Genomic DNA, 23,581 nt, shown 5'->3' on the forward strand with positions numbered 1-23,581 from the left:
GGCGCGCGCGGTCGTGCCCGGCTCAGTCGGCCAGCACCCAGGTGTCCTTGGTGCCGCCGCCCTGGCTCGAGTTGACGACGAGCGATCCTTCCTTCAGCGCGACGCGCGTAAGCCCGCCCGGCGTGATGCGGATGCGGTCCGACACCAGCACGAACGGACGCAGGTCGACGTGGCGCGGCGCGAGGCCGGCGTCGGTCAGGATCGGCGTCGTGGACAGCGCGAGCGTCGGTTGCGCGATGTAGTTCGCGGGACGTGCGCGCAGCTTCGCGGAGAATGCCTCGAGTTCGGCCTTCGATGCGCACGGCCCGACGAGCATCCCGTAGCCGCCCGAGCCGTGCACCTCCTTCACGACCAGTTCGTCGAGATGCTCGAGCACGTACTTCAGGCTGTCGGCCTCGCCGCAGCGCCAGGTCGGCACGTTCTCCAGCATCGCCTTGCGGCCCGTGTAGAACTCGACGATCTCCGGCATGTACGAGTAGATCGCCTTGTCGTCGGCGATGCCGGTGCCGGGCGCATTCGCGATCGTGATGTTGCCCGCGCGGTACACGTCCATGATGCCTGCCACGCCGAGCACCGAATCCGGGCGGAACGTGAGCGGATCGAGGAACGCGTCGTCGACGCGGCGGTACAGCACGTCGATCGGCTGGAAGCCTTCGGTCGTGCGCATCGCGACGCGGCCGTCGATCACCTGCAGGTCGCTGCCCTCGACGAGGTGCACGCCCATCTGGTCGGCGAGGAACGAATGTTCGTAGTACGCGGAATTGTGGATGCCGGGCGTGAGCACCGCGACGGTCGGATTGTCGGTGTTGCCGCCCGGCGGGCACACGGCCGCGAGCGACTGGCGCAGCATCTGCGGATAGGTTTCGACCGGGCGCACCTTCACCTGCTGGAACAGCTCGGGGAAGAGCTGCATCATCGTCTCGCGGTTTTCCAGCATGTACGACACGCCGGACGGTGTGCGCGCGTTGTCTTCCAGCACGTAGAACTCGTTCTCGCCGGTGCGCACGATGTCGACGCCGATGATGTGCGTGTAAACGTTGCCGGGCGGCCGGAAGTCGATCATCTCGGGGATGAACGCCTCGTTGTGCGCGATCAGGTGCTTCGGCACGATGCCCGCGCGCACGATTTCCTGGCGGTGGTAAATGTCGTCGAGGAACGCGTTCAGCGCCATCACGCGCTGCTCGATGCCGAGCGACAGCCGGCTCCATTCCGCCCCCGAGATGATGCGCGGGACGATGTCGAACGGAATCAGCCGCTCGGCGGCCTCCGCGTCGCCGTAGACAGCGAACGTGATGCCCGTCTTGCGGAACACGCCTTCCGCATCGTGGGCTTTCTGGGCGAGGCTCGCGGGATTCTGCGTGTCGAGCCATTGCTTCAGGCGCGCGTAAGGCGCCCTTACCATGTCGCCGGATTGCAGCATTTCATCGAATGGCTTCATCGACCTTTTCTCCATCGATCGTTTTCCCCGGCATTGCGCATGCCGGACCGGCGTACTGAATGCTTTGCAAGGAACGTGCCTTGCTCGATCCCTTCGATATCCCCCTGTTTTGCGCCGCCCAGGCACGCCCGTGCGGCATTTCGCACCACAACGGTGCAGCGCCCGACGCGACGGGCGCCGGCCGTGCGCCGCAAGCGCGCACGGCCGATGCGGCGCCGCGCCCGACGAACATAGTTCTCCAGCGTGTCACGGATGTGCAATCTGCACTGCACCAAAAGCGGCGAGCCGGGCCCCCGGAACGACCGCCAGCGGGCGGGCCGGCACGCACACGGCGCAGCCGGCCCTGAGGGGAAGTGCCGTCCGGGCGGCCGGGACAGTCCGATGCGGTGAACTGTCCGGTTAACCGGTCCGGCCCCTCAACGCTATGCAGCCGTAATCCCGCCGACAATGCCCATGCATATTTCGACTGACACCCATCGAAAAAAAACATCGGCCCGACCGGCGCGAGGCGCGGTACGCTAGAACGTTGGTCAGCAGACGGCGCCGCCTTTCAGGCGCCCGACTATAAAAAGCGAAGATCGAAATGGAAGCAAAGTGGCTGGAAGATTTCCTGAGCCTCGCGGATACCAAGAGTTTTTCACGGGCCGCGCGTCACCGGCACCTGACGCAGTCGGCGTTCAGCAGACGAATCGCCGCTCTCGAAACCTGGATGGACGCGAAGCTGGTGGACCGGAGCATCAATCCGATCGCGCTGACGCCCGCCGGCCAGATGTTCCGCGGACTCGCCGCGGACATCCTGCGCAGCATGTATGCGGCGCGCAATCTCGTGAACGGCTATGACCAGTTCGCGGCGAGCGACCAGGTCGTGCGCTTCGCCGTCGCGCATACGCTCGTGTTCACGCTGTTTCCCGAATGGCTCAAGCGGCTCAACGGCGAGGTCGGCCACGTGACCGCGCGCGTCAATGCGGTGAACGTGCCGGAAGGCGTGCAGCAACTGGTCGAAGGCGAATGCGACCTGCTGCTCGGCTATCACCATCCGCAGTTGCCGATCGTGCTCGACCCGAACCACTTCCCGTTCGTCAGTCTGGGCGTCGAGCGGATCCTGCCCGTGTCGTCGCCCGACGCGCACGGCAAGCCGGTATTCCAGCTGCCCGGCACGCCCGATGCGCCGCTGCCGCTGCTCGCGTATTCGTCGGGCGCCTTTCTCGGCAACATCGTCGAGATGCTGCTGCTGAATGCGACCGAGCCGTATGTCCTGCACCGGTGTTTCGAAACGCACATGTCCGAAGCGCTGAAAGGCATGGTCGTGGCCGGGCACGGCATCGGCTGGCTGCCCGAGAGCTGCGTTGCGAAGGAGCTCGCTGACGGCACGCTCGTGTGCGCGGGCACCGGCGACTGGATCACCGAACTCGAAATCCGCCTGTATCGATCGGCGCGCAAGCGCGGGCTCGCGGCCGAGCAGCTGTGGGCCTACATCATGAACCGGCCGCGTACGGCGATCGACGGTGCGATCGGCGCCGAAGAGGCGGCCGCACCGGCGATGCACAGCGCGCGGCGAAGCGCGAGCGGCAGTCGCTGATGAAGCCTTCGCGCCGTGGATATCCACGGCGCGCATGCGCGTTCCTTCATCGGCAATCGATAATTCCATCCGACGCCGTTAATCCCTCCTCGACTGTAATCGATCTCGATAAAACGCAAACGTTTGCGAATTCATATCGCACTTTTTACTGCTTTCCGTATTAAGTAAGAATATTCAGGCCGATTTTCAGGACAGAAATACCTTGTTACACAAGTTTCGATTTACCTGTAAGTATCGGAATAACCCAAAATGTCGCACCCTCATTTCATGATGTGCGATGCGAAGCCCTGTTTTCATGGATTCGCGCCGATCCCGGGTGCAATAGTTTCTTTTATCAGTCGTTATTTTTCGGCACGAACGTCGATACCTCCGACGTGATTCAAAGCGTGCTCGATCATCGCTACCGACGAGCAATTTTCATGTTCGGCAATATCGACTTTATTCAGCAATAAGCGATCCTCACCAATCCCTTCTTATCCTATTTAGATAGGACCTTTTACCCTCGTCCCATTCGGGCCACACGCGGTTGTTGGTTCAAAAACCATCGTGTATCAATAGCGTGTCGCAAAAAGAACGTTGGCAAATTCGACTCGGGGTCGGTGCACGTCATCGACTCCGGACGGGAGATTGCAATGTCACCCTCGCTTCGACAGCATGCTCGCCCTTTTCTGAGCGTCGTGCTCTCCACGCTCTGCATGAACGCCATGGCACAGACACCGGCGACCTCGGCGCCGCCGGCGTCCGGTCCGGGAGCAAACCGGTACGTGATTTCGTATATCTGCGGCGATGCGCGGATCGACGGTACCGCGCCGCTGCCCCCCGACGGCCGCCCGTACAACCTGGGCGTGTCTTTCGTGTCCGGAAACACCGGGCAGCCGCTCTCCAACGTGCAGGTGCGCCTGCGCCGGCATGGGCGCGTGCTCGTCGAATTCAACGCGTCGGGATCGCGCTGCCTGTTCAGCGTGCCCGATGCGAGCTATCGGGTCGAAGGGACCTATCAGGGAGCAACCCAGTTCGCGATCGTCGAGACGGGCACGCTCACGACGCAGTTGCGATGGTGAGCGTCGCGTCGCCCCGCTTCGATCGCGTCATTCGTGGAACGCATCGAATCAAGGAGTCTTGAATGCCCCGTGCAGAACGACCGGACGACTCGCCTGTCCGTGAGCCGAAGCCCTCGTGGGGTCCGGGAAAGAATGCGGCGCTCAGCATCGCCGCGTTTGCCGCGATCTTCGGCGCTTTCGCGTATGTCGAGCGAGACGCGAGGGTCGGCCATGCGAGCGTGACGCACGATATCGCCGGCGTGATCGGAGCCGCCGTCGGCAAGTACCGCAAGCTCATCGTCGCCGCGACCGGCGGTGCGTCCGGCCCGGCGGCGACCGCCGGCTCGACGTCGACGCTCGCACAGGCCGGGCCGGTTCCGCCGTCCGCCTCGGCTGCGCCTGCCATGTCGGCCGCGGTCGAACCGGCCGCGCCGCCGGCTACGACGGCCCGTTCCGAACCGAAACACCCACGCCGCGCGCATCTGCCGGCGACGAAGCTCGCGGCCGACCCGCACGCCGCGTCGACCGGCAGCCGTACGGCGCGCCCGGGCGATGCGCACCGGACGTCACGTTCGCAAACGCTGGCGCGCACGAGAAAACATCCGGACCCCGTACCGAAACAGCAACCGCAGTCGTATATCGCCGACACGTCGCACATGGAGGCCACCAGCGTCACGCACGACGAGCTGGAAGGCGCCCGCGCTCTGGCCAAGGCGCGCTGGTGCGCACGGATCGACGAATGGAGTTGTGTAGAGCAAAACGCGAGCCGTGCACTCGCCATCGACCCGAAGAACAGCGAATCGCGCGCGCTGCTTGGACAAGCGATCCGCAACCGCCTGTGAACCGGTCGGACGACGCCTGGCCTCGCTGCCCGGCGATGCGACGACCGGCGACGCGCGTCGTCGGGCGTGCAACCGATGTGATCGTTTCAAAGTGAGGACACACCGTGGCCAACAATCGTCGACAACAATGCACCACCGTCGCTCCGCCGAATCGGCGGATCCTCCTGCATGCGCCGCTGCTGTGCCTGCTCGTCGCGTCCGGCTCGTGCCTTGCCGCCGAAGGCGACGCGGAGCCGCGCAGCGCGAGCGAAATCGCCGGATCCCGCGGCACGCCGGATGCGCTGCCGCCCGACCTGCAGCCGACGGGCGCGGCGACGCAGGCCGCGCAGGGTTCGGGCGCGCAGCCCCCTTACGCGCCGACGCTGATCGCTCGGGCCTCGGATGCGTCGATGCAGAGCGCGCAGGGATCGAACCCGGCGATGCCGACCACGGTCGTGGTGGACCCGGATGCCGCGCAACCGAGCGCCGCGGTGCAGGCGCCGACCTCGTCGAATGCCGCCGCAGCGGTCGAGCCTGCGTCGAACGCGCCGATGCTGCTGGCCCAGGCATTCGACACTTCGCCGCCCGATACGTCTGCGCCGCGCGAGCGAAAGTCGGATGCACCGCAGCAGCTCGCCCAGACCGCGCCCGCTACGCCGACGCTCACCGCTCAGGCATCCGGCACGCCGATGCCGAATGCGCCCGCGCCCGTGACCCAGCCGTCCGGCACCGCACCGCCGTCGTCCCCACAACCGACTTCACAGTCGCCCGGTGCGCAGCTCCCCGGCGAGCCGACCCAACGATCGCAGGGGCCCGACGTCGAAGCACCGAATGCACAAGCGCCGAATCTGCGCACGGCCGATGTCGCGACGGTGCGCAACGACGTGTTCGGCCTCGCGGCCAGCGGCGGCGCGGTCAAGGCGCTCGATGAAGCGAAGGCTCGCCCCGACGCCTTCTCCGCCGTCGACATCGCGCAACTGGAAGAACTGTCGATTCGCCAGCAGGTGCGCGGCGGACGCGACAAGTCGCGTTCGATGACGAGTTCGGACCGCTTCGACGGAATCGACAGCGCGCTGCGCGCGGCCGACGACCTCGACAAGCGGATACCGGCCACGCCGGAGTACACGCCGGTGCGCACCGCGCTCGCGGGCGACCGGGTAGTCGCCCTCGCGGCACGCGGCGACATGAAGACGGCCGTCGCGACGTTCGAGACGATTCCGTCCAACGCGGAAATCTCGATCGACGCGCTCGCGGCCGTCGGCGACGCCTATCTGTATCTGAGCGAGCCGGCCAAGGCGAACGCCGTGTATGCGCGCGCGCTGAAGCAGGCCACCGCGTCGCCGACGGATCGCGCGACGCGCGGCTTCCAGTACGGCTCGCGTACGCGTCCGATCGAGTTGCAGGAAGGGCTGTTCTGGTCGTACGTCGACCAGGGCCGCGCGGCGCAAGCGAAGCAGGTGCTCGACGACATGGAGAAGTCGCTGCCGCCGGCCAAGCAAGTGACCCACGTCGGTCCGGGAGAAAGCGACTACCTGCGCTACTACCGGCTGCGTGCGCAATACCTGATCTTCACGGGTCACGCCGACGAAGGGATCGCCGCGCTCGAACAGCTCGAGCAACAGGTGCCGTTCAACGCGGAGATCCGCGCCGCGCACGCCGATGCGGTGTCCGGCCAGGCCCATCCGCGCCAGGCGATCTCGATGTATCGCGCGTCGCTGACCGATCACCCGGACAGCGTCGAGATGCTCGCGGGCCTCGGCCGCGCGTCGCTCACGGCGGACGACTACGCGACCGCGAAGACCGTCGACCAGACCCTGGGCAACACGTTCCCCGATAGCGGCGCCGTGCGCGGCTTCAAACGCGACTACAACGCATACCGCAGCCCGGTGTTCACGACCGACCTCAGTTTCGAGCACGGCAACAGCGCGCTGGCCGACAACAGCTTCACGTCGGACAGCTATGTGTATTCGCAACCGTTCGGCGACAACTGGCGCGTGTTTTCGCACACGTTCTACGGTTTCGCGCAGACCGACGGCGGCAGAGTCAGCCGCACGCGCACGGGCATCGGCGGCGACTACCGGCACGGCCCGCTCACGGTGCTGGGCGAAGTCACGCGCTCGATGGGCTCGGACGGCCGGACCGGCGGCCGCGGGACGATCGCGTATGCACTGAACGACTACTGGACGGTCGGCGCCGGGCTCGACACCAACGACAACTCGCTGCCGTGGAAAGCGTATGCCGCGCACATCTGGGGCCGCTCCGCGAACGTCGAGGTCGTGTATCGCCAGAACGACCGGCGCGAAGTCAAGCTGAGCTACGGCGTGAGCCGCTACAGCGATTCGAACCTGCACCAGGAAATCGCGGCGACCGCCACGCAGCGCGTGTACACGTCCGCGAACCAGCTCGTCAACGTCTCGCTGAATCTCGGTACCGACAGCAACACGCGCCGGGACGCGCCCTACTTCAGCCCCGGGCGCGACTATGCGGCCGCGGCGACCGTCATGCATCAACTGACGCTGTGGAAGAAGGGCGACACGGGGCTGCAACAGCGCCTGTCGGTGTCGGGGGGCGCGTACAACGAGCGTGGCTTCGGCACCAGCCCGCTGTGGAGCGCGCGTCTCGAGCATGCGTGGACGTTCAAGCACGACATCACGCTGAGCTACGGCGTCGAGGTCAGCAGCCACGCGTACGACGGCCAGCGCGAGCGCTCCGAAACCGGCTTCCTGTCGCTCAACCTGCCGTTCTAGCAAGGAGATCGGGCAATGCTTCAATCCAGACGGACCTTCATGTGCGGATGCCTCGGCACGTTTGCCGCCTGTTCGCTGTTTCCGGGCGTGACCAACGCCAGGATGATCGACCTGCTGCCGCCGTCCGATCCGGCCGACGGCAAGACGTTTCGCGTGATCTGCATGCACGACGTGCGCGACAACCTGATGGCGTCGTTTTCGTCGCCGAACGCGATCATCGATCCGTTCGCGGTCGATACCGGCACGCTGACCGCGATCTTCTCGTGGCTGCAGACCAACAACTACCACACGATCACGGTCAAGCAGATCGAGGAGTCGCGGCGCGGCGGCAAGCCGCTGCCGCCGCGCTCGGTGCTGCTCACGTTCGACGACGGCTTCCGCAGCCACTACACGAAGGTGCTGCCGCTGCTCGAGCGCTTCAAGTATCCGGCCGTGATGGGCCTCGTCACCGCGTGGATCGACACGCCGCCGGATACGCCGATCCGCATCAGCGACAAGGTTCAGGTGCCGCGCGACTACTTCCTGTCGTGGGACGAGGTGAAGAAGCTCGGGCAATCGGAATTCGTCGAGCTCGGCTGCCACACCCACAATCTCCATCACGGCGCGGTCGCGAACCCGCAAGGCAACGAATTGCCGGCGACCACGTCGCATCTCTACCTGCAGGACCAGAAACGCTATGAAACCGACGCCGAATTCCACGCACGCGTGCACGACGATCTGCAGACCTGCGTGCGGCAGATCCGCGAACGCACCGGTCTCGTCGCACGCTCGATGGTGTGGCCATACGGCGCGGAAAACCAGCCCGTGCGCCAGATATCGACGTCGCTCGGCATGGACATCCAGTTCAGCCTCGATGCCGGCCCGAATACGCCGGACGTGCCGCTCGACCGGCTGAGACGGATCCTGATGATGTACGACGTCGACATCGGCGGCTTCGAGCGCTCGATGCGCGAGCCGGCGTCCAATCGCGGCGACGTCGACGTGCCCGAGCGCACCGTGCAGGTCGATCTCGACCAGGTCTACGATCCCGATCCCGCGCGCCAGGAAGCGAATCTCGGCAAGCTGATCGAGCGCATCTACCGGATGCAGCCGAAATCGGTGTACCTGCAGGCGTATGCGGACCCGAAGGGCACGGGCGTGGCCGAAGCGGTGTATTTCCCGAACCGGCACCTGCCGATGCGCTCCGACCTGTTCTCGCGCGCCGCATGGCAGCTCAACACGCGCTCCAACGTGCAGGTGTACGCGTGGATGCCGGTGCTCGCGTTCCGGCCGCCGGCCGACAAGCAGCGCGGGCTCGAGGCCGTCAGCGCATACGGCGGCGCGCCGGCCCGCGAGAACGGCACGCGGGTGTTCCGGCTGAGCCCGTTCGATCCCGATGCGCGGCTGATGATCCAGCAAATCTACGAGGATCTCAGCAAGCACGCGTCGTTCAGCGGCATCCTGTTCAGCGACGACGCCGTGCTCGACGACTACGAGGATGCCAGCCGGCATGCGCTGCGCACCTATGCGCAATGGGGGCTGCCGGCCGACGTGGGGAAGATCCGCGAGAACCCCGATCTGATGAAGCGCTGGACACGGCAGAAGACGCGCTACCTGATCGACATGACCCGGCAGCTCGAGCAGATCGTGCTGGCCCACCAGAACGTCGGCGACGTGCTGACCTCGCGCAACATCTTCGCGATGCCGGTGCTCAAGCCCGAATCGGAAGCGTGGTATGCGCAGAACTACGACGATTTCCTCGCCGCCTACGACTACGTCGCGCTGATGGCGATGCCGTACATGGAGCAGGCGAAGGACCCGGAGGGCTGGCTGGACCAGCTCGTGAAGGCGGTGCGCACGAAGCAGCGCGGGCTGCAGCGCACCGTGTTCGAACTGCAGTCATACGACTGGCACGCGCGCAAGGACGTGCCGGCCAGCACGCTGCTTGCGCAGATGCGGCGGCTGCGCAGCGAGGGCGCCGTGAATTTCGGCTACTACCCCGACAACTTCCTGAACGGTCATCCGGAGCTCGACGCGATGCGCGACGTGATGTCGCTGAAGTCGCGCCTCGACCCCACCTCGATCAACGCGCTGATGCAGATGCAGCAATCGCCGGGAACCAAGACGCCATGAACACCCACAGCCTCATCCAGCGCCTGCAGGATTTCGTCTTCTACTATCCGTTCTTCATGTCGTATCTGTGGATGATCGGCGGTGTCGTGCACTACTTCCTGCTCGAGGAGGGCCGCGAGCTGTCGACGCGCACGATCGCGTCGAGCGGCATCCCGAAGGTCTCGATCGTCGTGCCCTGCTTCAACGAAGCCGCGAACGCGCGCAGCGTGATCGCCCATCTGAACGGGATGCAGTATCCGAACTACGACATCATCGCGGTCAACGACGGCAGCAAGGATCGCACCGGCGACATCCTCAACGAGCTGGCCGTCGAGATCCCGCGGCTGCTCGTGATCCATCATGCGCGCAACGAAGGCAAGGCGGTCGGGCTCACGACCGCGGCCGCGGTATCCAACGCGGACTACCTGCTGTGCATCGACGGCGACGCACTGCTCGCGCACGATGCGATCGGCTGGATGCTCGAGCACTTCCTGACCGACCCGGGCGTGGGCGCGGTGACCGGCAACCCGCGCATCCGCACGCGCACGTCGCTGCTCGGCCGCATGCAGGTCGGCGAATTCTCGTCGATCGTGGGGCTGATCAAGCGCACGCAGCAGGTGTACGGCCGCATCTTCACGGTGTCGGGCGTGATCACGATGTTCCGCAAGACCGCGCTCGCCGACGTCGGCTACTGGAGCTCGGACATGCTGACCGAGGACATCGACATCAGCTGGAAGCTGCAGTGCCGCGACTGGCGCGTCGTGTACGAGCCGCACGCGCTCAGCTGGATCCTGATGCCCGAGACGGTGAAGGGGCTCTACCGGCAGCGGCTGCGCTGGTCCAAGGGCGGCATCCAGGTGCTGCTCAAGTACGCGGGCACGCTGATGCGGCCCACGCAGATGATGATGTGGCCGCTGTTCGCCGAATACCTGATAGGTATCGCGTGGGCGTACTCGATGTCGTTCATCCTGCTGCTCGCGCTGATCGACGTCGTCTACCCGCTTCCGCCGAACTGGCATGTGTCCGTGGTGCCGCACTGGCACGGGATGCTGCTGGTCGCGACCTGCATCCTGCAACTGATCATCGGCAGCATGATCGATCGTCAATACGACGAGAAACTCCTGATGTACTTCCTTGACACCATCTGGTACCCCGTCGCGTTCTGGCTGATCAGCATGATCGCCACCGTCGTCGCCCTGCCCGCCGTCGTACTGCGGGGCCGCGGCAAGCGCGCCGTTTGGGTCAGTCCCGACCGAGGCATTCAACATGAAGAACGCGCCGATTATTGACCTTTCCCTGCGCGCCCCGCGCGACATCATTGCCGAACGCGGCGGCATCGTCGGGCCCGTGCTCGTCGCGTGGTTCCGCCTCGTGCGGCCCGCGCTGGTCGGGGGTGTATGGGCATCGATCTGCATCTACACGTACCGCTACCTGTTGCCGTTCAACGAGGCCGAAATGCCGATCGAGCAGATCGTGTTCTACGTGACGAGCATCGCGCTGATCGCCGGCACGATCGTCATGTGGCTGATCGCGGGGCGCGTCGTGCATCCGCTCGCGTACCGCTTGCGCGTATCGAAGATGCTGCGGCGCTCGGCCAGCGTCAAGGTGCGCTCGGTGCCGCCGACCGCGTTCGCGAGCGCACGCCGGCGCGGCGCGCGGCGCACGACGCGCATTCTCGTCGCGTCGCACGATGCGAACGGGTCGATTTCGGGCATCGAATGGGTCGCGCACGCCGGCCCGCAGCCCCGCGAATGAATCGCCGGAGACGTGCCGCGCCGCTCGCGCCGCCTGGCCGCGCGGCGTGGCACCGCTTCCGGCATCGTGCTGGCGCGCGTCGCGCGCCGGCCGGCAACTTCCTGGAGACGAGGTGAATCATGTGCGGAATCGTCGGAGCAAGCGGCCTGAACAATCAAGTGCCGCAACTGGTCAATGCGCTGAGCCGGCTCGAATATCGCGGCTACGATTCGTGCGGCATCGCCGTGCAGGGCGACGGTCGCCTGCACAGCGAACGCACGCTGCGACGCGTGACGGACCTGCAGGATCGCGTGCTGACGCTCGGCCTCGAAGCGCAGACCTGCATCGCGCATACGCGCTGGGCGACGCACGGCGCGCCGTCGGAAATGAACGCGCACCCGATCATGTCGGGCGACACGATCGCCGTCGTGCACAACGGGATCATCGAGAATCACGACGCGCTGCGCGCCGAGCTGCGTGAGCGCGGCTATACGTTTCGCGGGCAGACCGACACCGAGGTCATCGCGCACCTGATCCACAGCCTCTATCGCGACGACCTGTTCGACGCGGTGGTGCGCGCCGTCAAACGGCTGCACGGCGCGTACGCGATCGCGGTGCTCGGCGCGCGCGAGCCGCAGCGCCTCGTCGCCGCGCGCGCCGGCTCGCCGCTCGTGATCGGCATCGGCGCCAAGCAAAATTACCTCGCGTCCGACTGCGCGGCGCTCGCCGACCTGACCGACCGCTTCGTGTACCTGGAGGACGGCGACGTCGCGCTGATCACGCCGGAGCGCATCGCCGTGGTCGATGCGGGCGGACAGGAAGCGCGGCGCCCGTTGTGCGAAGTGAAGGCACGCGCGGACGATGCGGCGCTCGGCCCGTACCAGCACTTCATGCAGAAGGAAATCTTCGAGCAGCCGAAGGCGATCGCCAGCACGCTCGACGGCATCGACACGATCACGCCGGCGCTGTTCGACGCGACGGAAGGCACGGGCGCCCTGCTGTCGCGGGTGAGAAGCGTGCTGCTGCTCGGCTGCGGCACCAGTTACTACGCTGGCCTGACCGCGAAGTACTGGCTCGAAAGCATCGCGGGCGTGCCCGCGCAGGTCGAGATCGCCAGCGAATTCCGCTACCGCGACACCGTGGCCGATCCGCGCACGCTCGTCGTCGGCATCTCGCAGTCGGGCGAAACGGCCGACACCATCGGCGCGATCGAGCAGGCGCGCACGATGGGTCAGGACCTGTCGATGGCGATCTGCAACGTCGCGACCAGCACGATCGCGCGCAACGCGCCGCTGCGGTTTTTGACGCGGGCCGGCACCGAGCTCGGCGTCGCGTCGACCAAGGCGTTCACCACGCAGCTCGTCGCGCTGTTCGTGCTGACGCTGACGCTCGCGCAACTGCGCGGCCGGCTCGACGCCACGCAAGTCGCGACGCACCTGAAGCAGTTGCGCGCGCTGCCCGACCGCATCGGCCACGCGCTCGCGCTGGAAACGCAGATCATGGGCTGGGCCGCGAAGTTCGCCCGCACCGAGAACGCGCTGTTCCTCGGGCGCGGCATCCATTGTCCGATCGCGATGGAAGGCGCGCTGAAGCTCAAGGAGGTGTCGTACATCCACGCGGAAGGCTATGCGGCCGGCGAGCTGAAGCACGGCCCGCTCGCCCTCGTCACGAGCGCGATGCCGGTGGTCACGATCGCGCCGGACGATCGCCTGTTCCAGAAGCTGAAATCCAACATGGCCGAGGTACGCGCGCGCGGCGGCCGGCTCTATGTGCTGGCCGGCAATCAGCTCGAAATCGACGCCGACCGCGACACGCACGTGATCCGCGTGCGCGAATCGGGCGACCTGCTGTCGCCGATCGTCAACGTGATTCCGCTGCAACTGCTCGCGTATCACGTCGGCTGCGCGCGCGGCGCCGACGTCGACAAGCCGCGCAATCTCGCGAAATCGGTGACCGTCGAATGATGCGGCGAACGCGTCCGGTACGGGCGGCCGTGCGGCTGGCCGCGGCCGCGCTTTGCGGCGCGGGCGGCATCGGCGCGGCGCCGGCGGCCCTCGCCGGCGCGCCGGCCGTGCATACGGTCACCGTGTCGAGCGCGCCGTCGCCGCAGGACACCGGCGACCCGCGGCGCTTCATGCACGGCATCGGCGTGGCCGACGCCGGCGACGGCAAACGCTGGGTGTTCTTCAGCAGCTCGGGCATCGTGCCGCGCGGTGCGCTGCGCAGCGGCAACTGGCCGCATGACGTATACGTCGGCGAATGGCAGCCCGACAAGCCGCGCGTGCTGCACGTCCGCACGTTCATCAGCCGCCCCGAAGCGCAGGAACCCGTATCGATCGCACAGAACGCGCACGGCGACATCTTCGTCACGTTCGAGGACGGCTGGAACGCGCCGCAGGAAGTCAGCCAGCGCTACGGCGTCTACCGCCGCGACCTGAAGCCGATCAAGCCCTACCCGAACGACGTCGAATCGGGCGGCCATTCGGGGCATGTCGCGACGGTCGCCGACCGTTTCGTCGTGTTCTATTCGGCCGACTGGGTCAACGGCGGCGGAGTCGACAACCTCGGCAGCGGCAACGGCGTCTACCTGAAAACCTACGACGCGGCCGGGCGCGTGCTGAACCATGTCGCGGTCGCGCCGCGCCGCCGCGAGTGGTGGCCCGTGATCGCGGGCTCGCCGCGCAACGCGCTGCTCGTATGGCAGAAGTTCATCGAAGGCAGCACGGACGCGACGCTCGAATACGCGATGTTCGATCCGGTCACCGCGAAGCTGGAAAAACTCGGATCGCTGAACGGCGCCATCCAGTACTACGTGTATTCGGCCGCCTACGTGCCGGAGATCGACCGTTTCCTCGTCGTCACGACGACCGCCGACGATCGCGGCGTCGCGATGCTGATCGCCCCGGACGGCCGTCGCACGGCGACGCTCGATTGCCTGCCCGCGTCGGTGCGCGAATCGGACATCGGCGTCGCCGGCACGCACGCGTATGTGCCGACCCGCGACGGGCGGCTGCTGACGCTCGCGCTGGCGCCGGCGGACATCGCGGTGAGCGGCGTGCAGCGCTCGCCGATTCCGTGGGGCTCGACCGGCGTCGCCGGTTTCCCGGCGCGAGGCGCGGCGATGCATTTCGTATCGCTGACGCCGTCGGGGATACGCGAAGCCGATTTCGAACCGGCGCAGCGTACGCCGATGCCGAAGAACGAAGTGTCGTGTTCGAGCCACTGACGGCACGCCGATAACGCGCTGTCGCGAACGCGGGCAGGCCGCGCGTCGCCACCTGCCCGTCGCCTTCGTCCGTCCGCCCCGCGTTACGCCAACACGTCGCTCATCAGTGATCGAGTCGCCGGGCGCGCTATCGCGGCCCTGTTCGGGCACGACCGCCGCGCCCTTGCACACCGCTTTGCGCACCGAATTCGCCAGCGCCGCCCGTACCGGATAGACTGTCGCCCGATTCCTTCCATCGGCCGCGGCGTCCCGCCTCCTGCCGCCGCCGGAACGCCCCTTCCCGGAGAACGAATGCTGAAGCGCCAGTGGTTTTCGCTTGTGCTGCTGACGGTTTGCCTGCTCGGGCAACGCGCGTCGGCCCAGTCCACGCTCGAACTCGACACCGACGGCACCGCCCGCGCCCTCACCCGACAGACGTTGCTCGCGCGTCCGGACGCGACCGACATCCACGTGCCGCGCGACATCGCGTACGGCCGACCGATGACGTTCCGCGCGGTGCCGTTCGCCGCGCTGCTCGGCGACACGCCGCTGCCGGCCGCCGGCGTGCTCGAAACGCGCGCGGCCGACGGTTTCGCCGCGCAACTGCCGCTCGATCTCGTGCGCCGCCGCGCGCCGGCCGGCGCGATTCCGTGGCTCGCGATCGAGGATCCGGCCCGTCCGTGGCCGAAGCTGCCCGGCAAGCAGGTCAGTGCGGGGCCGTTCTATCTCGTCTGGCTCGGGCCGGACGCGTCGTCGGTGCGCGGCGAGCAGTGGCCATACCAGATCGTTCGCATCGCGATCGAATCGTCGCCGCTCGCGCGCTGGCCGTCGCTCGCCGTCGATCCCGCGTTGCCGGCGAACGACCCGGCGCGTGCGGGCCAGCACCTGTTCGTCACGCAATGTCTCGCGTGTCACCGCATCGACGGCGCGGGCAGCAGCCACGCCGGCCCGGATCTGAACGCGCCGATGAACCCGGTCGACTATTTCCAGCCTGCCGCGCTGCGCCGCTACATCCGCAACCCGGCGTCGGTGCGTGACTGGCCGGGCCGCAGCATGCCGGCGTTTCCGCCCGATCAGTTGAGCGACCGAGAGCTCGACGAGATCGTCGCGTATCTGGGATACATGGCGCGCCGCAAGGCCGGCAAGTAAGCCGCGCGCCGGTTACCCACCCGTCGCGATTACGCTTCCTGCGCGCTCTTCAGCACCGCGTGCAACAGCACGTCGGCGCCGGCCGTCGCCCATTCCGGCGTAATCGCTTCGGCCTCGTTGTGGCTGAGCCCGTCGACGCACGGCACGAAGATCATGCCGGTCGGCGCGACACGCGCGACATAGCACGCGTCATGGCCCGCGCCGGACACGATGTCCATGTGCGACAGCCCGAGCGCACGGGCCGCGTCGCGCACCGTGTCGACGCAGCGCGGCGCGAACGGTATCGGCGCGTACGTGAAAATCTGCTCGATCTGCGCGCCGAGGCCGGTTTCGTCGGCCACGCGCGCGAGCTCCGCGCGCAGCGCCGCGTCGAGTTCGTCGAGCACCGCATCGTCGGGGTGACGGAATTCGACCGTGAAGAAGCAGCCTCCCGGCACCGTGTTGCGCGAATTCGGCCGCGCTTCGATCATCCCGACCGTTGCGCGCGCATCCGGTGCGTAGCGGCGCCCGAGCACTTCGACGAACGAGATCATCCGCGCCGCGCCGACCAGCGCGTCGCGACGGAACGCCATCGGCGTCGTGCCCGCGTGCGCGTCGACACCGGTGAGCGTCGCCTCGTACCAGCGCTGCCCCTGCCCGGCGGTCACGACGCCGATCGTCTTGCCGGCCCGCTCGAGAATCGCGCCCTGCTCGATATGCAGTTCGTACGCCGCGTGCACCGGATAGCCGCCGACCGGCTCCGTGCCCGCGTAGCCGATCCGTTCGAGCTCCTCGCCGATCGTCCGGCCGGCGCCGTCGGTGCGCGACAGCCCGTATCCGAGCGTATAGACGCCCGAGAACACGCCGGCCGACACCATCGCCGGCGCGAAGCGCGAGCCTTCCTCGTTGGTCCAGATCACGACGTCGACCGGGCGCTCGGTCTCGATCCCCGCGTCGTTCAGCGCGCGCACGACTTCGAGGCCGCCGAGCACGCCGTAGATGCCGTCGTAGCGGCCGCCGGTCGGCTGCGAATCGGCGTGCGAGCCCGTCATCACCGGTGCGGCGTCGGGATTGCGGCCCGCGCGGCGCGCGAACACGTTGCCCATCCGGTCGACGCGCACCGTGCAGCCGGCGTCGCGCGCCCACTGCACGAACAGATCGCGCGACTCGCGGTCGAGATCGGTCAGCGCGAGACGGCAAACGCCGCCCTTCGGCGTCGCGCCGATCTGCGCCATCCGTTCGAGCGATGCCCACAGACGCTCGCCGTCGACGCGCGGCAGGGTCACGGTGGCGTCACGCATCGCCGTGCTCCGGCGCGCTTTGCAGCGCATAGCGGAAGTCGCAGCGCCGGCCGCCCTGCATGATCGTGCTCGTGCGCGTGAGCGCGATGTCCGGCGCATAGCCCTGGATGAAATGGCTGTCGCGCGCACAGCTCAGCAGGTGCCCGATCTCGCCGAGCCCCATCGCGTGATACATCTCCGCGTAGCTGCAGCGATGCACGTCGTAGTCGTAGTGCGTGTCGTCCGCGCGCCGGACTTCGACGTCGAGCGCATCGTCCTTCTCCCACAGCACCTGCAGCGCGATGAACGACTTCACGCTCGTGCCGTGCGGCTCCTGCGCGGCGAACGTACGGCCCGCGTCGACGGCCGCGCCGCGCACGGCTTCCGCGATCACGGCCTGCGCGCGCTCGGCGCCGAACTCGCGCTTCATGATCTCGTAGATCGGCTTGATGATTTCCGCTTCGATGCGGCGCCGCGCGAGGATGCCGAGGCGCGGGTCCTCGGGTGCGGCGGCGGATGTCGGGTTCGCTTCGGTCATGGGGATCGTCCTGGTCGTTTTGCTGTTACTTGGCTGCGGTACGCGAGCCGCCGAGCACGTCGACGACGGCCCACTTGCCGCCGCGCACCTGGTAGATCGTGAAGGCCGGGTCCTTCAGGTTGCCTTCGGCGTCGAACGCGATGCGCCCCGTCACGCCGGGCCGCTCGATCGCGCGCACGGCCGCGACCAGCTTCGCCGGCTGGGTCGTGCCGGCCTTCTGCGCGGCCGCGATCAGCGTCGCGGCGGCGTCGTACGCGAACGGCGCATGCAGTTCGATCGGCGCGTGAAAGCGGGCCTGGTATTGCGTGTCGAACGCCTTGCCGCCCGGCATCCGGTCGAGCGGCAGGCCGGGCTCGAGCGCCGTCACGCCGTCGCCGTCCTTGCCGGCGAGCGACAGGAAGGTCTGGCTCACGAAGCCGCCCGCACCGAGCAGCGGCGCGTTCACGCCGAGCTGGCGCATCCGGCGCGCGATCGGCGCGGCTTGCGCGTCGAGGCCACCGAAGAACACGAGATCCGCGCGCTTGCCCTTGAGCGCGGTCAGCACGCCGCTGAAGTCGGTCGTCTTGTCGTTCACGTACTGACGGTCGACGATCGTGCCGCCGTTCGCCTGCACGCCCTTGATGAACTGGTCGGCCAGCCCCGCGCCAAACGACGTGCGATCGTCGATCACCGCGATGCGCTTCGCCTTCAGCGTCTTCACCGCATACGCACCGGTGAAGTTGCCGCCCGCATCGTCGTGCCCCATGATGCGGAACGCCGTCGCGTAGCCCTGCTGCGTGTATTGATGGCCGGTGGAGGCCGGCGCGATCTGCGGGATGCCCGCGTCGCGGTACACGCGCGACGCCGGCACGCTGCAGCCCGTGTTCCAGTGACCGACGACGCCGATCACGTGCTGGTCGACGAGTTGCTGCGCGACCGCGACGGCCGTGCGCGGGTCGGACTGGTCGTCGGCCGCGACGAGCTTGTAGACGACCGGCTGGCCGCCGATGGTCGGATGCTTCGCGTTCGCGTCGTCGATCGCGAGTTGCGCGCCGTTCTGCAGATCCTTGCCGATCCGTGCGGACGGGCCGGTGAGCGGCGCGGCGAGACCGATCAGGACCGTCCGTGGAGCGGACTGGGCGAACGCGGGAACGGAGGCGACCAGGGCGGCCGCCGAGAAGGCGACGCTGGCGGAGAGGAAAGCGATTTTCATGTGCGGGGGCGATCCGTCGAATCAAAAAAACATGAAAAATATTAAATATTCGACACCCAAGCCCCAAATACCCAATTGTTGGATGCTTATGCCGTTCCCGACACATTAGCGCACATCCATGTAAATACAGGATATTTTCGTGTTGTCGCTTACCCTGACTTTTCGATAAAATTCGATACATGAAAAATATCGAACAATTGCCGCACGATCCGCCGCTGCGCGCGGTGCGTGCGTTCGAAGCATTTGCGCGTCTGGGCTCGGTCACCGCGGCGGCGGGCGAACTCGACATCACGCCGTCGGCGGTCAGCCATCAGCTGCAACTGCTCGAAGCGTTCATCCAGACGCCGCTGACGGTACGCGAAGGCCGGCTGCTCGTGCTGACCGACGAGGGGCGCGACTACTACCGGTCGATCAGCGCGGCGTTCTCGGTGCTGCGCAGCGCGACGCGTTTCGTGCGCGACCGTTCGTCGCTGCGACAGATCACCGTCAGCCTGATTCCGCTGCTCGGCATCGGCTGGTTCATTCCCCGGCTCCACGCGTTCCTGGCCGACAACACCGATGTCGACGTCACGGTGCTGTACGCGCATCACCGCAACTACCGAAGCGATGCGTCGGACCTGTCGATCCGCTTCGGCACCGGCGACTGGCCCGGCTACCGCTGCGAGCGGCTGCTGCCGGGCGCGATGGTGCCGATGTGCAGCCCGTCGTTCCTGAAGCGTCACGGGCCGTTCCGCACGCCGGCCGATCTCGCGCGCGCACCGCTCGTGCACGACGAGGATCGCAGCACGTGGGTCAACTGGCTGCAGGGCGCCGGCGTGCGGCACGTATCGCACGCGGTGGGACCGATGTTCGAGGATGGCCAGCTCACGCTGAGCGCCGCCCGCGCGGATCTCGGCGCCGCGTTGCTGCGCGCGCCGCTGGTCCAGCGCGAACTGGCGAACGGCGAACTCGTGCAACTGTTCGATCGCGCGCTCGACGACGGGCGCGACTACTACCTGTGCACGCGCGAGGACGCGGACCTGCCGGACGGGGCGCAACGGCTGGCGGCGTGGTTGCGGAAGATGGCGGGGATTTGAGCAGGCCGGGCCGCCGCTACGCTGTCGGCCGGCTCGTCAGGAAAGCGGCACTCACATCCGGACATGCCGCGACCTTGCCCTTTTCTTGCGGGACAGTCAGGATGGGCGGGTCGTATAACGGAGGTTGCAATGACCAGAGTTCCCGTCGATCTGTCGGATGACCGGCATGCGGCACTGACCATCATCGCGGCGATCAATGGCAGTTCCCCGGCCGAGATCATCCGCGATGCAATCGATGCGTATCTCGCGCAGCACGCGATGACACTTGCTGACGATGTGTTCGGTCTATGGAAGGGCCGCGCGGTCGTCGATCTGGAGAGACTGCGCTCGGCGTGGTGAAAGCCCATGCAATCAAGGGCCGGAAGCAGATAGAAAATCCCGATGCCGCGGATTGAAACAAGCAATTTCACAACTTCAGGGTGAACCCGGATACTGGCAACACTCCACTCACCCCTGACGAAAAGGAATTGTCCAGATGCCGATCATCAACACCCAAATCAAGCCGTTCAAGGCAACCGCTTACCACAACGGCGAATTCGTGCCCGTTTCGGAAGAGAACTTCAAGGGCAAGTGGTCCGTCGTCGTGTTCTACCCGGCCGACTTCACGTTCGTCTGCCCGACCGAGCTGGGCGACCTCGCCGACCGCTACGCGGAATTCCAGAAGCTGGGTGTCGAAATCTACGGCGTGTCGACCGACACGCACTTCACGCACAAGGCATGGCACGACACGTCGGACACGATCGGCAAGATCAAGTACCCGATGATCGGCGACCCGACGCTCACGCTGTCGCGCAACTTCGACGTGCTGATCGAGGAAGAAGGGATGGCGCTGCGCGGCACGTTCGTGATCAACCCGGAAGGCGAGATCAAGCTGTGCGAAATCCACGACAACGGTATCGGCCGCGATGCAGGCGAACTGCTGCGCAAGGTCCAGGCGGCGCAATACATCGCGGCGCACCCGGGTGAAGTGTGCCCGGCCAAGTGGACGCCGGGCGCGGAAACGCTGACCCCGTCGCTCGACCTGATCGGTAAGATCTGACGATCGCGCCGCGCGCCTCGCACGAGGCGCGCGACGGCGGGCCGCCGCATCGCGCGGCCCGCGCCCTCCTCCGGCACGACGTGCCCGACCAGAATTATCAATACGGAATCCGAAACGCCATGCTCGACGCCAATCTCAAGAACCAACTCAAAGCATACCTCGAAAAAATCACGCGCCCGATCGAACTCGTCGCCTCGCTCGACGACGGCGCGAAATCGCAGGAACTGCTGGCGCTGCTGACCGAGATTGCGTCGCTGACGGATCGCGTGACCGTGATCGAACGCCGCGACGACGCCGAGCGCAAGCCGTCGTTCTCGATCGGCGAGCCCGGCAAGCCGGCCGGCATCCGTTTCGCCGGCATTCCGATGGGCCATGAATTCACGTCGCTCGTCCTCGCGCTGCTGCAGACGGGCGGCCATCCGATCAAGCTCGACGACGACGTGATCGAACAGATTCGCGCGCTCGACGGCGACTACGCATTCGAAACGTATTTCTCGCTGTCGTGCCAGAACTGCCCGGAAGTCGTGCAGGCGCTGAACGTGATGTCGCTGATCAACCCGCGCATCCGCCACGTCGCGATCGACGGTGCGCTGTTCCAGGATGAAGTCGAGTCGCGCCAGATCATGGCCGTGCCGACGATGTTCCTGAACGGCGCGTCGTTCGGCCAGGGCCGCAGCAGCGTGAAGGAAATCCTCGCGAAGCTCGATACGGGCGCCGGCGAACGCGCGGCGAAGTCGCTCCAAAACAAGCCGGTGTTCGACACGCTGATCGTCGGCGGCGGCCCGGCAGGCGCGGCCGCGGCGATCTACTCGGCACGCAAGGGCATCGCGACGGGCGTGGTCGCCGAGCGTTTCGGCGGCCAGGTGCTGGACACGATGGCGATCGAGAATTTCGTGTCGGTACAGGAAACCGAAGGGCCGAAGTTCGCGACCGCACTCGAACAGCACGTGAAGCAGTACGACGTCGACATCATGGACGTGCAGCGCGCCGACGCGCTGATTCCGGGCGACGTGCACCAGATCCGCCTCGCGAACGGCGCGGTGCTGAAGGCGAAGACGATCGTCCTCGCGACCGGCGCACGCTGGCGCGAAATCAACGTGCCCGGCGAGCGCGAATACCGCAACCGCGGGGTCGCGTACTGCCCGCACTGCGACGGCCCGCTGTTCAAGGGCAAGCGCGTCGCGGTGGTCGGCGGCGGCAACTCGGGCGTCGAAGCCGCGATCGACCTCGCGGGCATCGTGAAGGACGTCACGCTGATCGAATTCGGTGCGCAACTGCGCGCGGACGAAGTGCTGCAACGCAAGCTGCGCAGCCTGCCGAACGTGACGATCGTCACGCAGGCGCAGACGACCGAACTGACCGGCGACGGCAGCAAGCTGAATGGGCTCGTCTACAAGGATCTGCGCTCGGGCGACACGCAGCGCATCGAACTCGAAGGCGTGTTCGTGCAGATCGGACTCGTGCCGAACACCGAATGGCTGAAGGGCACGGTCGAGCTGTCGAAGCACGGCGAGATCGTCGTCGATGCGCGCGGCGCGACGTCGGTGCCGGGCGTGTTCGCGGCCGGCGACGTGACGACGGTGCCGTTCAAGCAGATCGTGATCGCGGTCGGCGAAGGTGCGAAGGCGTCGCTCGGCGCGTTCGATCACCTGATCCGCCAGGACGTGGCGCCGGCGGCAACCGCTCAGCCGCAGGCCGAAGAAGCGGTCGCCGCCTGACGCGCGTCAGCCCGACGACATCAAAGTTTGTCTCTCTTGGCCCCGCATGCCTTGGTCGGCGTGCGGGGTCCTTTTTATGCCGACGCCGATCGCGCTTACTTGGTCGCGGTCGGGCCGCCGTCCGCCGGCGCAGGCGCCGTCGACTTGAAACTGCTCGACTGCCTGACCAGTTGCTCGGTCATCGCGGCCGCCACCGGATTCGCGCCGGACGACGAACCGCCCTGCCGGTACGAACCGGTGCTCGCCGGCATCGAGGATACCGGCGACATCGACGGCGGCGGCAACGACGGGTCGAGCTTCGCCGATTCCCTGACGAGCGCGGCCGTCTCCGGCGTTTCGGATTTCGTCACGACCGGCGGCGCGGCGGCGGCGTGGCGTTCGAGGCCGTCGCGCTTGCGCGGCGCGCGTTGCGTGACCTGCGCGGGCGCAGCTGACTGAGCGCGTTTGGCGGCCGGGCCCGGGGCGGGGGCCGGAGGCGAAGCCGGGACCTGCGCCGATGGGGTCGAATCCTGCTCGTCGACCGTCACGACGTGGACCTTCGGCGGCGGTGCGACCGGCTTCGTTACCGGTTGCGGCTTGTCGCTGACGACCGGAATCGCCGGCGCAGCACCGACGCGCGCGGGGGCGGCCGGCGCGGGTGTGGGCGCGGACGGAGGTGGCGCGGCAGCCGCCAGTTTCGGCGTCGTCGCGGCGGCCGGTGCCGGCGGCGCGATCGCGCCCTGCACCGCGTGATCGTTGCCCGCGGGCGCCGCGGCAACCGGCGCGGACGAATCGCCGATGCCGGCATCTTCGATCGCACGGTGATCCGCGCGCAGGAGCATCACGTACGCGGAGCCGGCCGCGGCCACCAGAAGCCCGCCGGCGATCATCATGGTTTTACGGGTACTTGTCATGCTTGCTCACCGATCATATCCACGTGAACAAGCCATGATACGCGGCCGACGTCCGTTGATCC

General features: G+C 67.1%; 19 protein-coding genes. 14 read left to right on the forward strand and 5 right to left on the reverse strand.

Translation table 11 applies throughout. The features are described 5' to 3' along the window. Positions 1-22: 22 nt before the first annotated feature. Positions 23-1,438, reverse strand: a complete 1,416-nt coding sequence (locus WT53_RS21865) for a circularly permuted type 2 ATP-grasp protein (protein WP_034205055.1) — start codon at positions 1,436-1,438, stop codon at positions 23-25. Positions 1,439-2,021: 583 nt separating this feature from the next. Here WT53_RS21865 and WT53_RS21870 point away from each other — a divergent pair. The 10 genes from WT53_RS21870 to WT53_RS21920 all read left to right on the forward strand — a co-directional run bounded on the left by WT53_RS21870 (position 2,022) and on the right by WT53_RS21920 (position 15,804). After that, a complete protein-coding gene (locus WT53_RS21870; protein WP_034205056.1) occupies positions 2,022-3,017 on the forward strand; it encodes a LysR substrate-binding domain-containing protein in 996 nt (331 codons plus the stop codon). Positions 3,018-3,649: 632 nt separating this feature from the next. Next, positions 3,650-4,078, forward strand: coding sequence for a hypothetical protein (locus tag WT53_RS21880; RefSeq protein WP_034205057.1), 429 nt, complete (start codon positions 3,650-3,652; stop codon positions 4,076-4,078). Positions 4,079-4,140: 62 nt separating this feature from the next. Next, positions 4,141-4,899 (forward strand): hypothetical protein, encoded by a 759-nt coding sequence (locus tag WT53_RS21885; protein ID WP_034205058.1) that lies wholly within the window; start codon positions 4,141-4,143, stop codon positions 4,897-4,899. Positions 4,900-5,003: 104 nt separating this feature from the next. Then, positions 5,004-7,625 carry a poly-beta-1,6 N-acetyl-D-glucosamine export porin PgaA gene (pgaA, locus tag WT53_RS21890; protein ID WP_034205059.1) on the forward strand — a complete coding sequence of 874 codons (2,622 nt, stop codon included), beginning with the start codon at positions 5,004-5,006 and terminating at the stop codon, positions 7,623-7,625. Between the two features lie 15 nt (positions 7,626-7,640). Further along, complete coding sequence (gene pgaB, locus WT53_RS21895; RefSeq protein ID WP_034205060.1) at positions 7,641-9,737, forward strand: poly-beta-1,6-N-acetyl-D-glucosamine N-deacetylase PgaB; 2,097 nt, start codon at positions 7,641-7,643, stop codon at positions 9,735-9,737. Further along, a complete protein-coding gene (gene pgaC / locus WT53_RS21900; protein WP_060261423.1) occupies positions 9,734-11,005 on the forward strand; it encodes a poly-beta-1,6-N-acetyl-D-glucosamine synthase in 1,272 nt (423 codons plus the stop codon). The genes pgaB and pgaC overlap by 4 nt, the downstream gene beginning before the upstream one ends. Next, positions 10,983-11,471: a biofilm PGA synthesis auxiliary protein PgaD gene (locus WT53_RS21905; RefSeq protein WP_034205062.1), complete on the forward strand. Its 489-nt coding sequence runs from the start codon at positions 10,983-10,985 to the stop codon at positions 11,469-11,471. Before pgaC ends, WT53_RS21905 begins: the two co-directional genes overlap by 23 nt. A 119-nt stretch (positions 11,472-11,590) precedes the next feature. After that, a complete protein-coding gene (gene glmS / locus WT53_RS21910) occupies positions 11,591-13,414 on the forward strand; it encodes a glutamine--fructose-6-phosphate transaminase (isomerizing) (protein WP_059783848.1) in 1,824 nt (607 codons plus the stop codon). Beyond that, on the forward strand, positions 13,411-14,676 hold the full coding sequence (locus tag WT53_RS21915) for a hypothetical protein (RefSeq protein ID WP_034205064.1): 1,266 nt from the start codon (positions 13,411-13,413) through the stop codon (positions 14,674-14,676). The genes glmS and WT53_RS21915 overlap by 4 nt, the downstream gene beginning before the upstream one ends. A 291-nt stretch (positions 14,677-14,967) precedes the next feature. Next, positions 14,968-15,804 carry a cytochrome c gene (locus tag WT53_RS21920; RefSeq protein WP_060261426.1) on the forward strand — a complete coding sequence of 279 codons (837 nt, stop codon included), beginning with the start codon at positions 14,968-14,970 and terminating at the stop codon, positions 15,802-15,804. A 29-nt stretch (positions 15,805-15,833) separates the two neighbouring features. Here WT53_RS21920 and WT53_RS21925 read toward each other — a convergent pair whose 3' ends face one another. From WT53_RS21925 to WT53_RS21935, 3 genes are read right to left on the reverse strand one after another with little or no spacing between them, the layout of a single operon-like run. Further along, positions 15,834-17,084: a Zn-dependent hydrolase gene (locus tag WT53_RS21925; protein WP_060262114.1), complete on the reverse strand. Its 1,251-nt coding sequence runs from the start codon at positions 17,082-17,084 to the stop codon at positions 15,834-15,836. Then, positions 17,077-17,601 carry an L-2-amino-thiazoline-4-carboxylic acid hydrolase gene (locus WT53_RS21930; RefSeq protein WP_060261429.1) on the reverse strand — a complete coding sequence of 175 codons (525 nt, stop codon included), beginning with the start codon at positions 17,599-17,601 and terminating at the stop codon, positions 17,077-17,079. The genes WT53_RS21925 and WT53_RS21930 overlap by 8 nt, the downstream gene beginning before the upstream one ends. Before the next feature lie 25 nt (positions 17,602-17,626). Continuing rightward, the gene (locus tag WT53_RS21935) at positions 17,627-18,793 is read right to left on the reverse strand and encodes a branched-chain amino acid ABC transporter substrate-binding protein (RefSeq protein WP_060261433.1); all 1,167 of its coding nucleotides are present in this window, start codon (positions 18,791-18,793) and stop codon (positions 17,627-17,629) included. A gap of 179 nt (positions 18,794-18,972) precedes the next feature. Here WT53_RS21935 and WT53_RS21940 point away from each other — a divergent pair, with 179 nt between their 5' ends. The 4 genes from WT53_RS21940 to ahpF all read left to right on the forward strand — a co-directional run bounded on the left by WT53_RS21940 (position 18,973) and on the right by ahpF (position 22,626). After that, positions 18,973-19,869: a LysR substrate-binding domain-containing protein gene (locus tag WT53_RS21940; RefSeq protein ID WP_060261436.1), complete on the forward strand. Its 897-nt coding sequence runs from the start codon at positions 18,973-18,975 to the stop codon at positions 19,867-19,869. A 129-nt stretch (positions 19,870-19,998) separates the two neighbouring features. Next, positions 19,999-20,208 carry a CopG family transcriptional regulator gene (locus tag WT53_RS21945; RefSeq protein WP_059783857.1) on the forward strand — a complete coding sequence of 70 codons (210 nt, stop codon included), beginning with the start codon at positions 19,999-20,001 and terminating at the stop codon, positions 20,206-20,208. Positions 20,209-20,344: 136 nt separating this feature from the next. Then, a complete protein-coding gene (gene ahpC / locus WT53_RS21950) occupies positions 20,345-20,908 on the forward strand; it encodes an alkyl hydroperoxide reductase subunit C (RefSeq protein WP_034179823.1) in 564 nt (187 codons plus the stop codon). A 119-nt stretch (positions 20,909-21,027) separates the two neighbouring features. Beyond that, positions 21,028-22,626 (forward strand): alkyl hydroperoxide reductase subunit F, encoded by a 1,599-nt coding sequence (gene ahpF, locus WT53_RS21955; RefSeq protein WP_059783859.1) that lies wholly within the window; start codon positions 21,028-21,030, stop codon positions 22,624-22,626. A 95-nt stretch (positions 22,627-22,721) separates the two neighbouring features. On the opposite strand, the gene WT53_RS21960 is transcribed toward ahpF, so the two are convergent. Then, positions 22,722-23,519 carry a hypothetical protein gene (locus WT53_RS21960; protein WP_060261439.1) on the reverse strand — a complete coding sequence of 266 codons (798 nt, stop codon included), beginning with the start codon at positions 23,517-23,519 and terminating at the stop codon, positions 22,722-22,724. Between the last annotated feature and the right edge of the window lie 62 nt (positions 23,520-23,581).

This window comes from Burkholderia sp. MSMB2157WGS (genome assembly GCF_001532755.1).
Taxonomy (GTDB): Bacteria; Pseudomonadota; Gammaproteobacteria; order Burkholderiales; family Burkholderiaceae; genus Burkholderia.

Excerpts from the sequence above, each read along its gene's own strand:
- WT53_RS21960 (WP_060261439.1), bottom strand. The coding sequence starts at position 23,519 with ATGACAAGTACCCGTAAAACCATGATGATCGCCGGCGGGCTTCTGGTG.
- ahpC (WP_034179823.1), top strand. The coding sequence starts at position 20,345 with ATGCCGATCATCAACACCCAAATCAAGCCGTTCAAGGCAACCGCTTAC.
- WT53_RS21930 (WP_060261429.1), bottom strand. The coding sequence starts at position 17,601 with ATGACCGAAGCGAACCCGACATCCGCCGCCGCACCCGAGGACCCGCGC.
- WT53_RS21885 (WP_034205058.1), top strand. The coding sequence starts at position 4,141 with ATGCCCCGTGCAGAACGACCGGACGACTCGCCTGTCCGTGAGCCGAAG.
- WT53_RS21925 (WP_060262114.1), bottom strand. The coding sequence starts at position 17,084 with ATGCGTGACGCCACCGTGACCCTGCCGCGCGTCGACGGCGAGCGTCTG.
- pgaB (WP_034205060.1), top strand. The coding sequence starts at position 7,641 with ATGCTTCAATCCAGACGGACCTTCATGTGCGGATGCCTCGGCACGTTT.
- WT53_RS21905 (WP_034205062.1), top strand. The coding sequence starts at position 10,983 with ATGAAGAACGCGCCGATTATTGACCTTTCCCTGCGCGCCCCGCGCGAC.
- WT53_RS21865 (WP_034205055.1), bottom strand. The coding sequence starts at position 1,438 with ATGAAGCCATTCGATGAAATGCTGCAATCCGGCGACATGGTAAGGGCG.
- WT53_RS21920 (WP_060261426.1), top strand. The coding sequence starts at position 14,968 with ATGCTGAAGCGCCAGTGGTTTTCGCTTGTGCTGCTGACGGTTTGCCTG.
- WT53_RS21940 (WP_060261436.1), top strand. The coding sequence starts at position 18,973 with ATGAAAAATATCGAACAATTGCCGCACGATCCGCCGCTGCGCGCGGTG.
- WT53_RS21915 (WP_034205064.1), top strand. The coding sequence starts at position 13,411 with ATGATGCGGCGAACGCGTCCGGTACGGGCGGCCGTGCGGCTGGCCGCG.
- pgaC (WP_060261423.1), top strand. The coding sequence starts at position 9,734 with ATGAACACCCACAGCCTCATCCAGCGCCTGCAGGATTTCGTCTTCTAC.
- WT53_RS21880 (WP_034205057.1), top strand. The coding sequence starts at position 3,650 with ATGTCACCCTCGCTTCGACAGCATGCTCGCCCTTTTCTGAGCGTCGTG.
- ahpF (WP_059783859.1), top strand. The coding sequence starts at position 21,028 with ATGCTCGACGCCAATCTCAAGAACCAACTCAAAGCATACCTCGAAAAA.
- WT53_RS21945 (WP_059783857.1), top strand. The coding sequence starts at position 19,999 with ATGACCAGAGTTCCCGTCGATCTGTCGGATGACCGGCATGCGGCACTG.
- WT53_RS21935 (WP_060261433.1), bottom strand. The coding sequence starts at position 18,793 with ATGAAAATCGCTTTCCTCTCCGCCAGCGTCGCCTTCTCGGCGGCCGCC.
- WT53_RS21870 (WP_034205056.1), top strand. The coding sequence starts at position 2,022 with ATGGAAGCAAAGTGGCTGGAAGATTTCCTGAGCCTCGCGGATACCAAG.
- glmS (WP_059783848.1), top strand. The coding sequence starts at position 11,591 with ATGTGCGGAATCGTCGGAGCAAGCGGCCTGAACAATCAAGTGCCGCAA.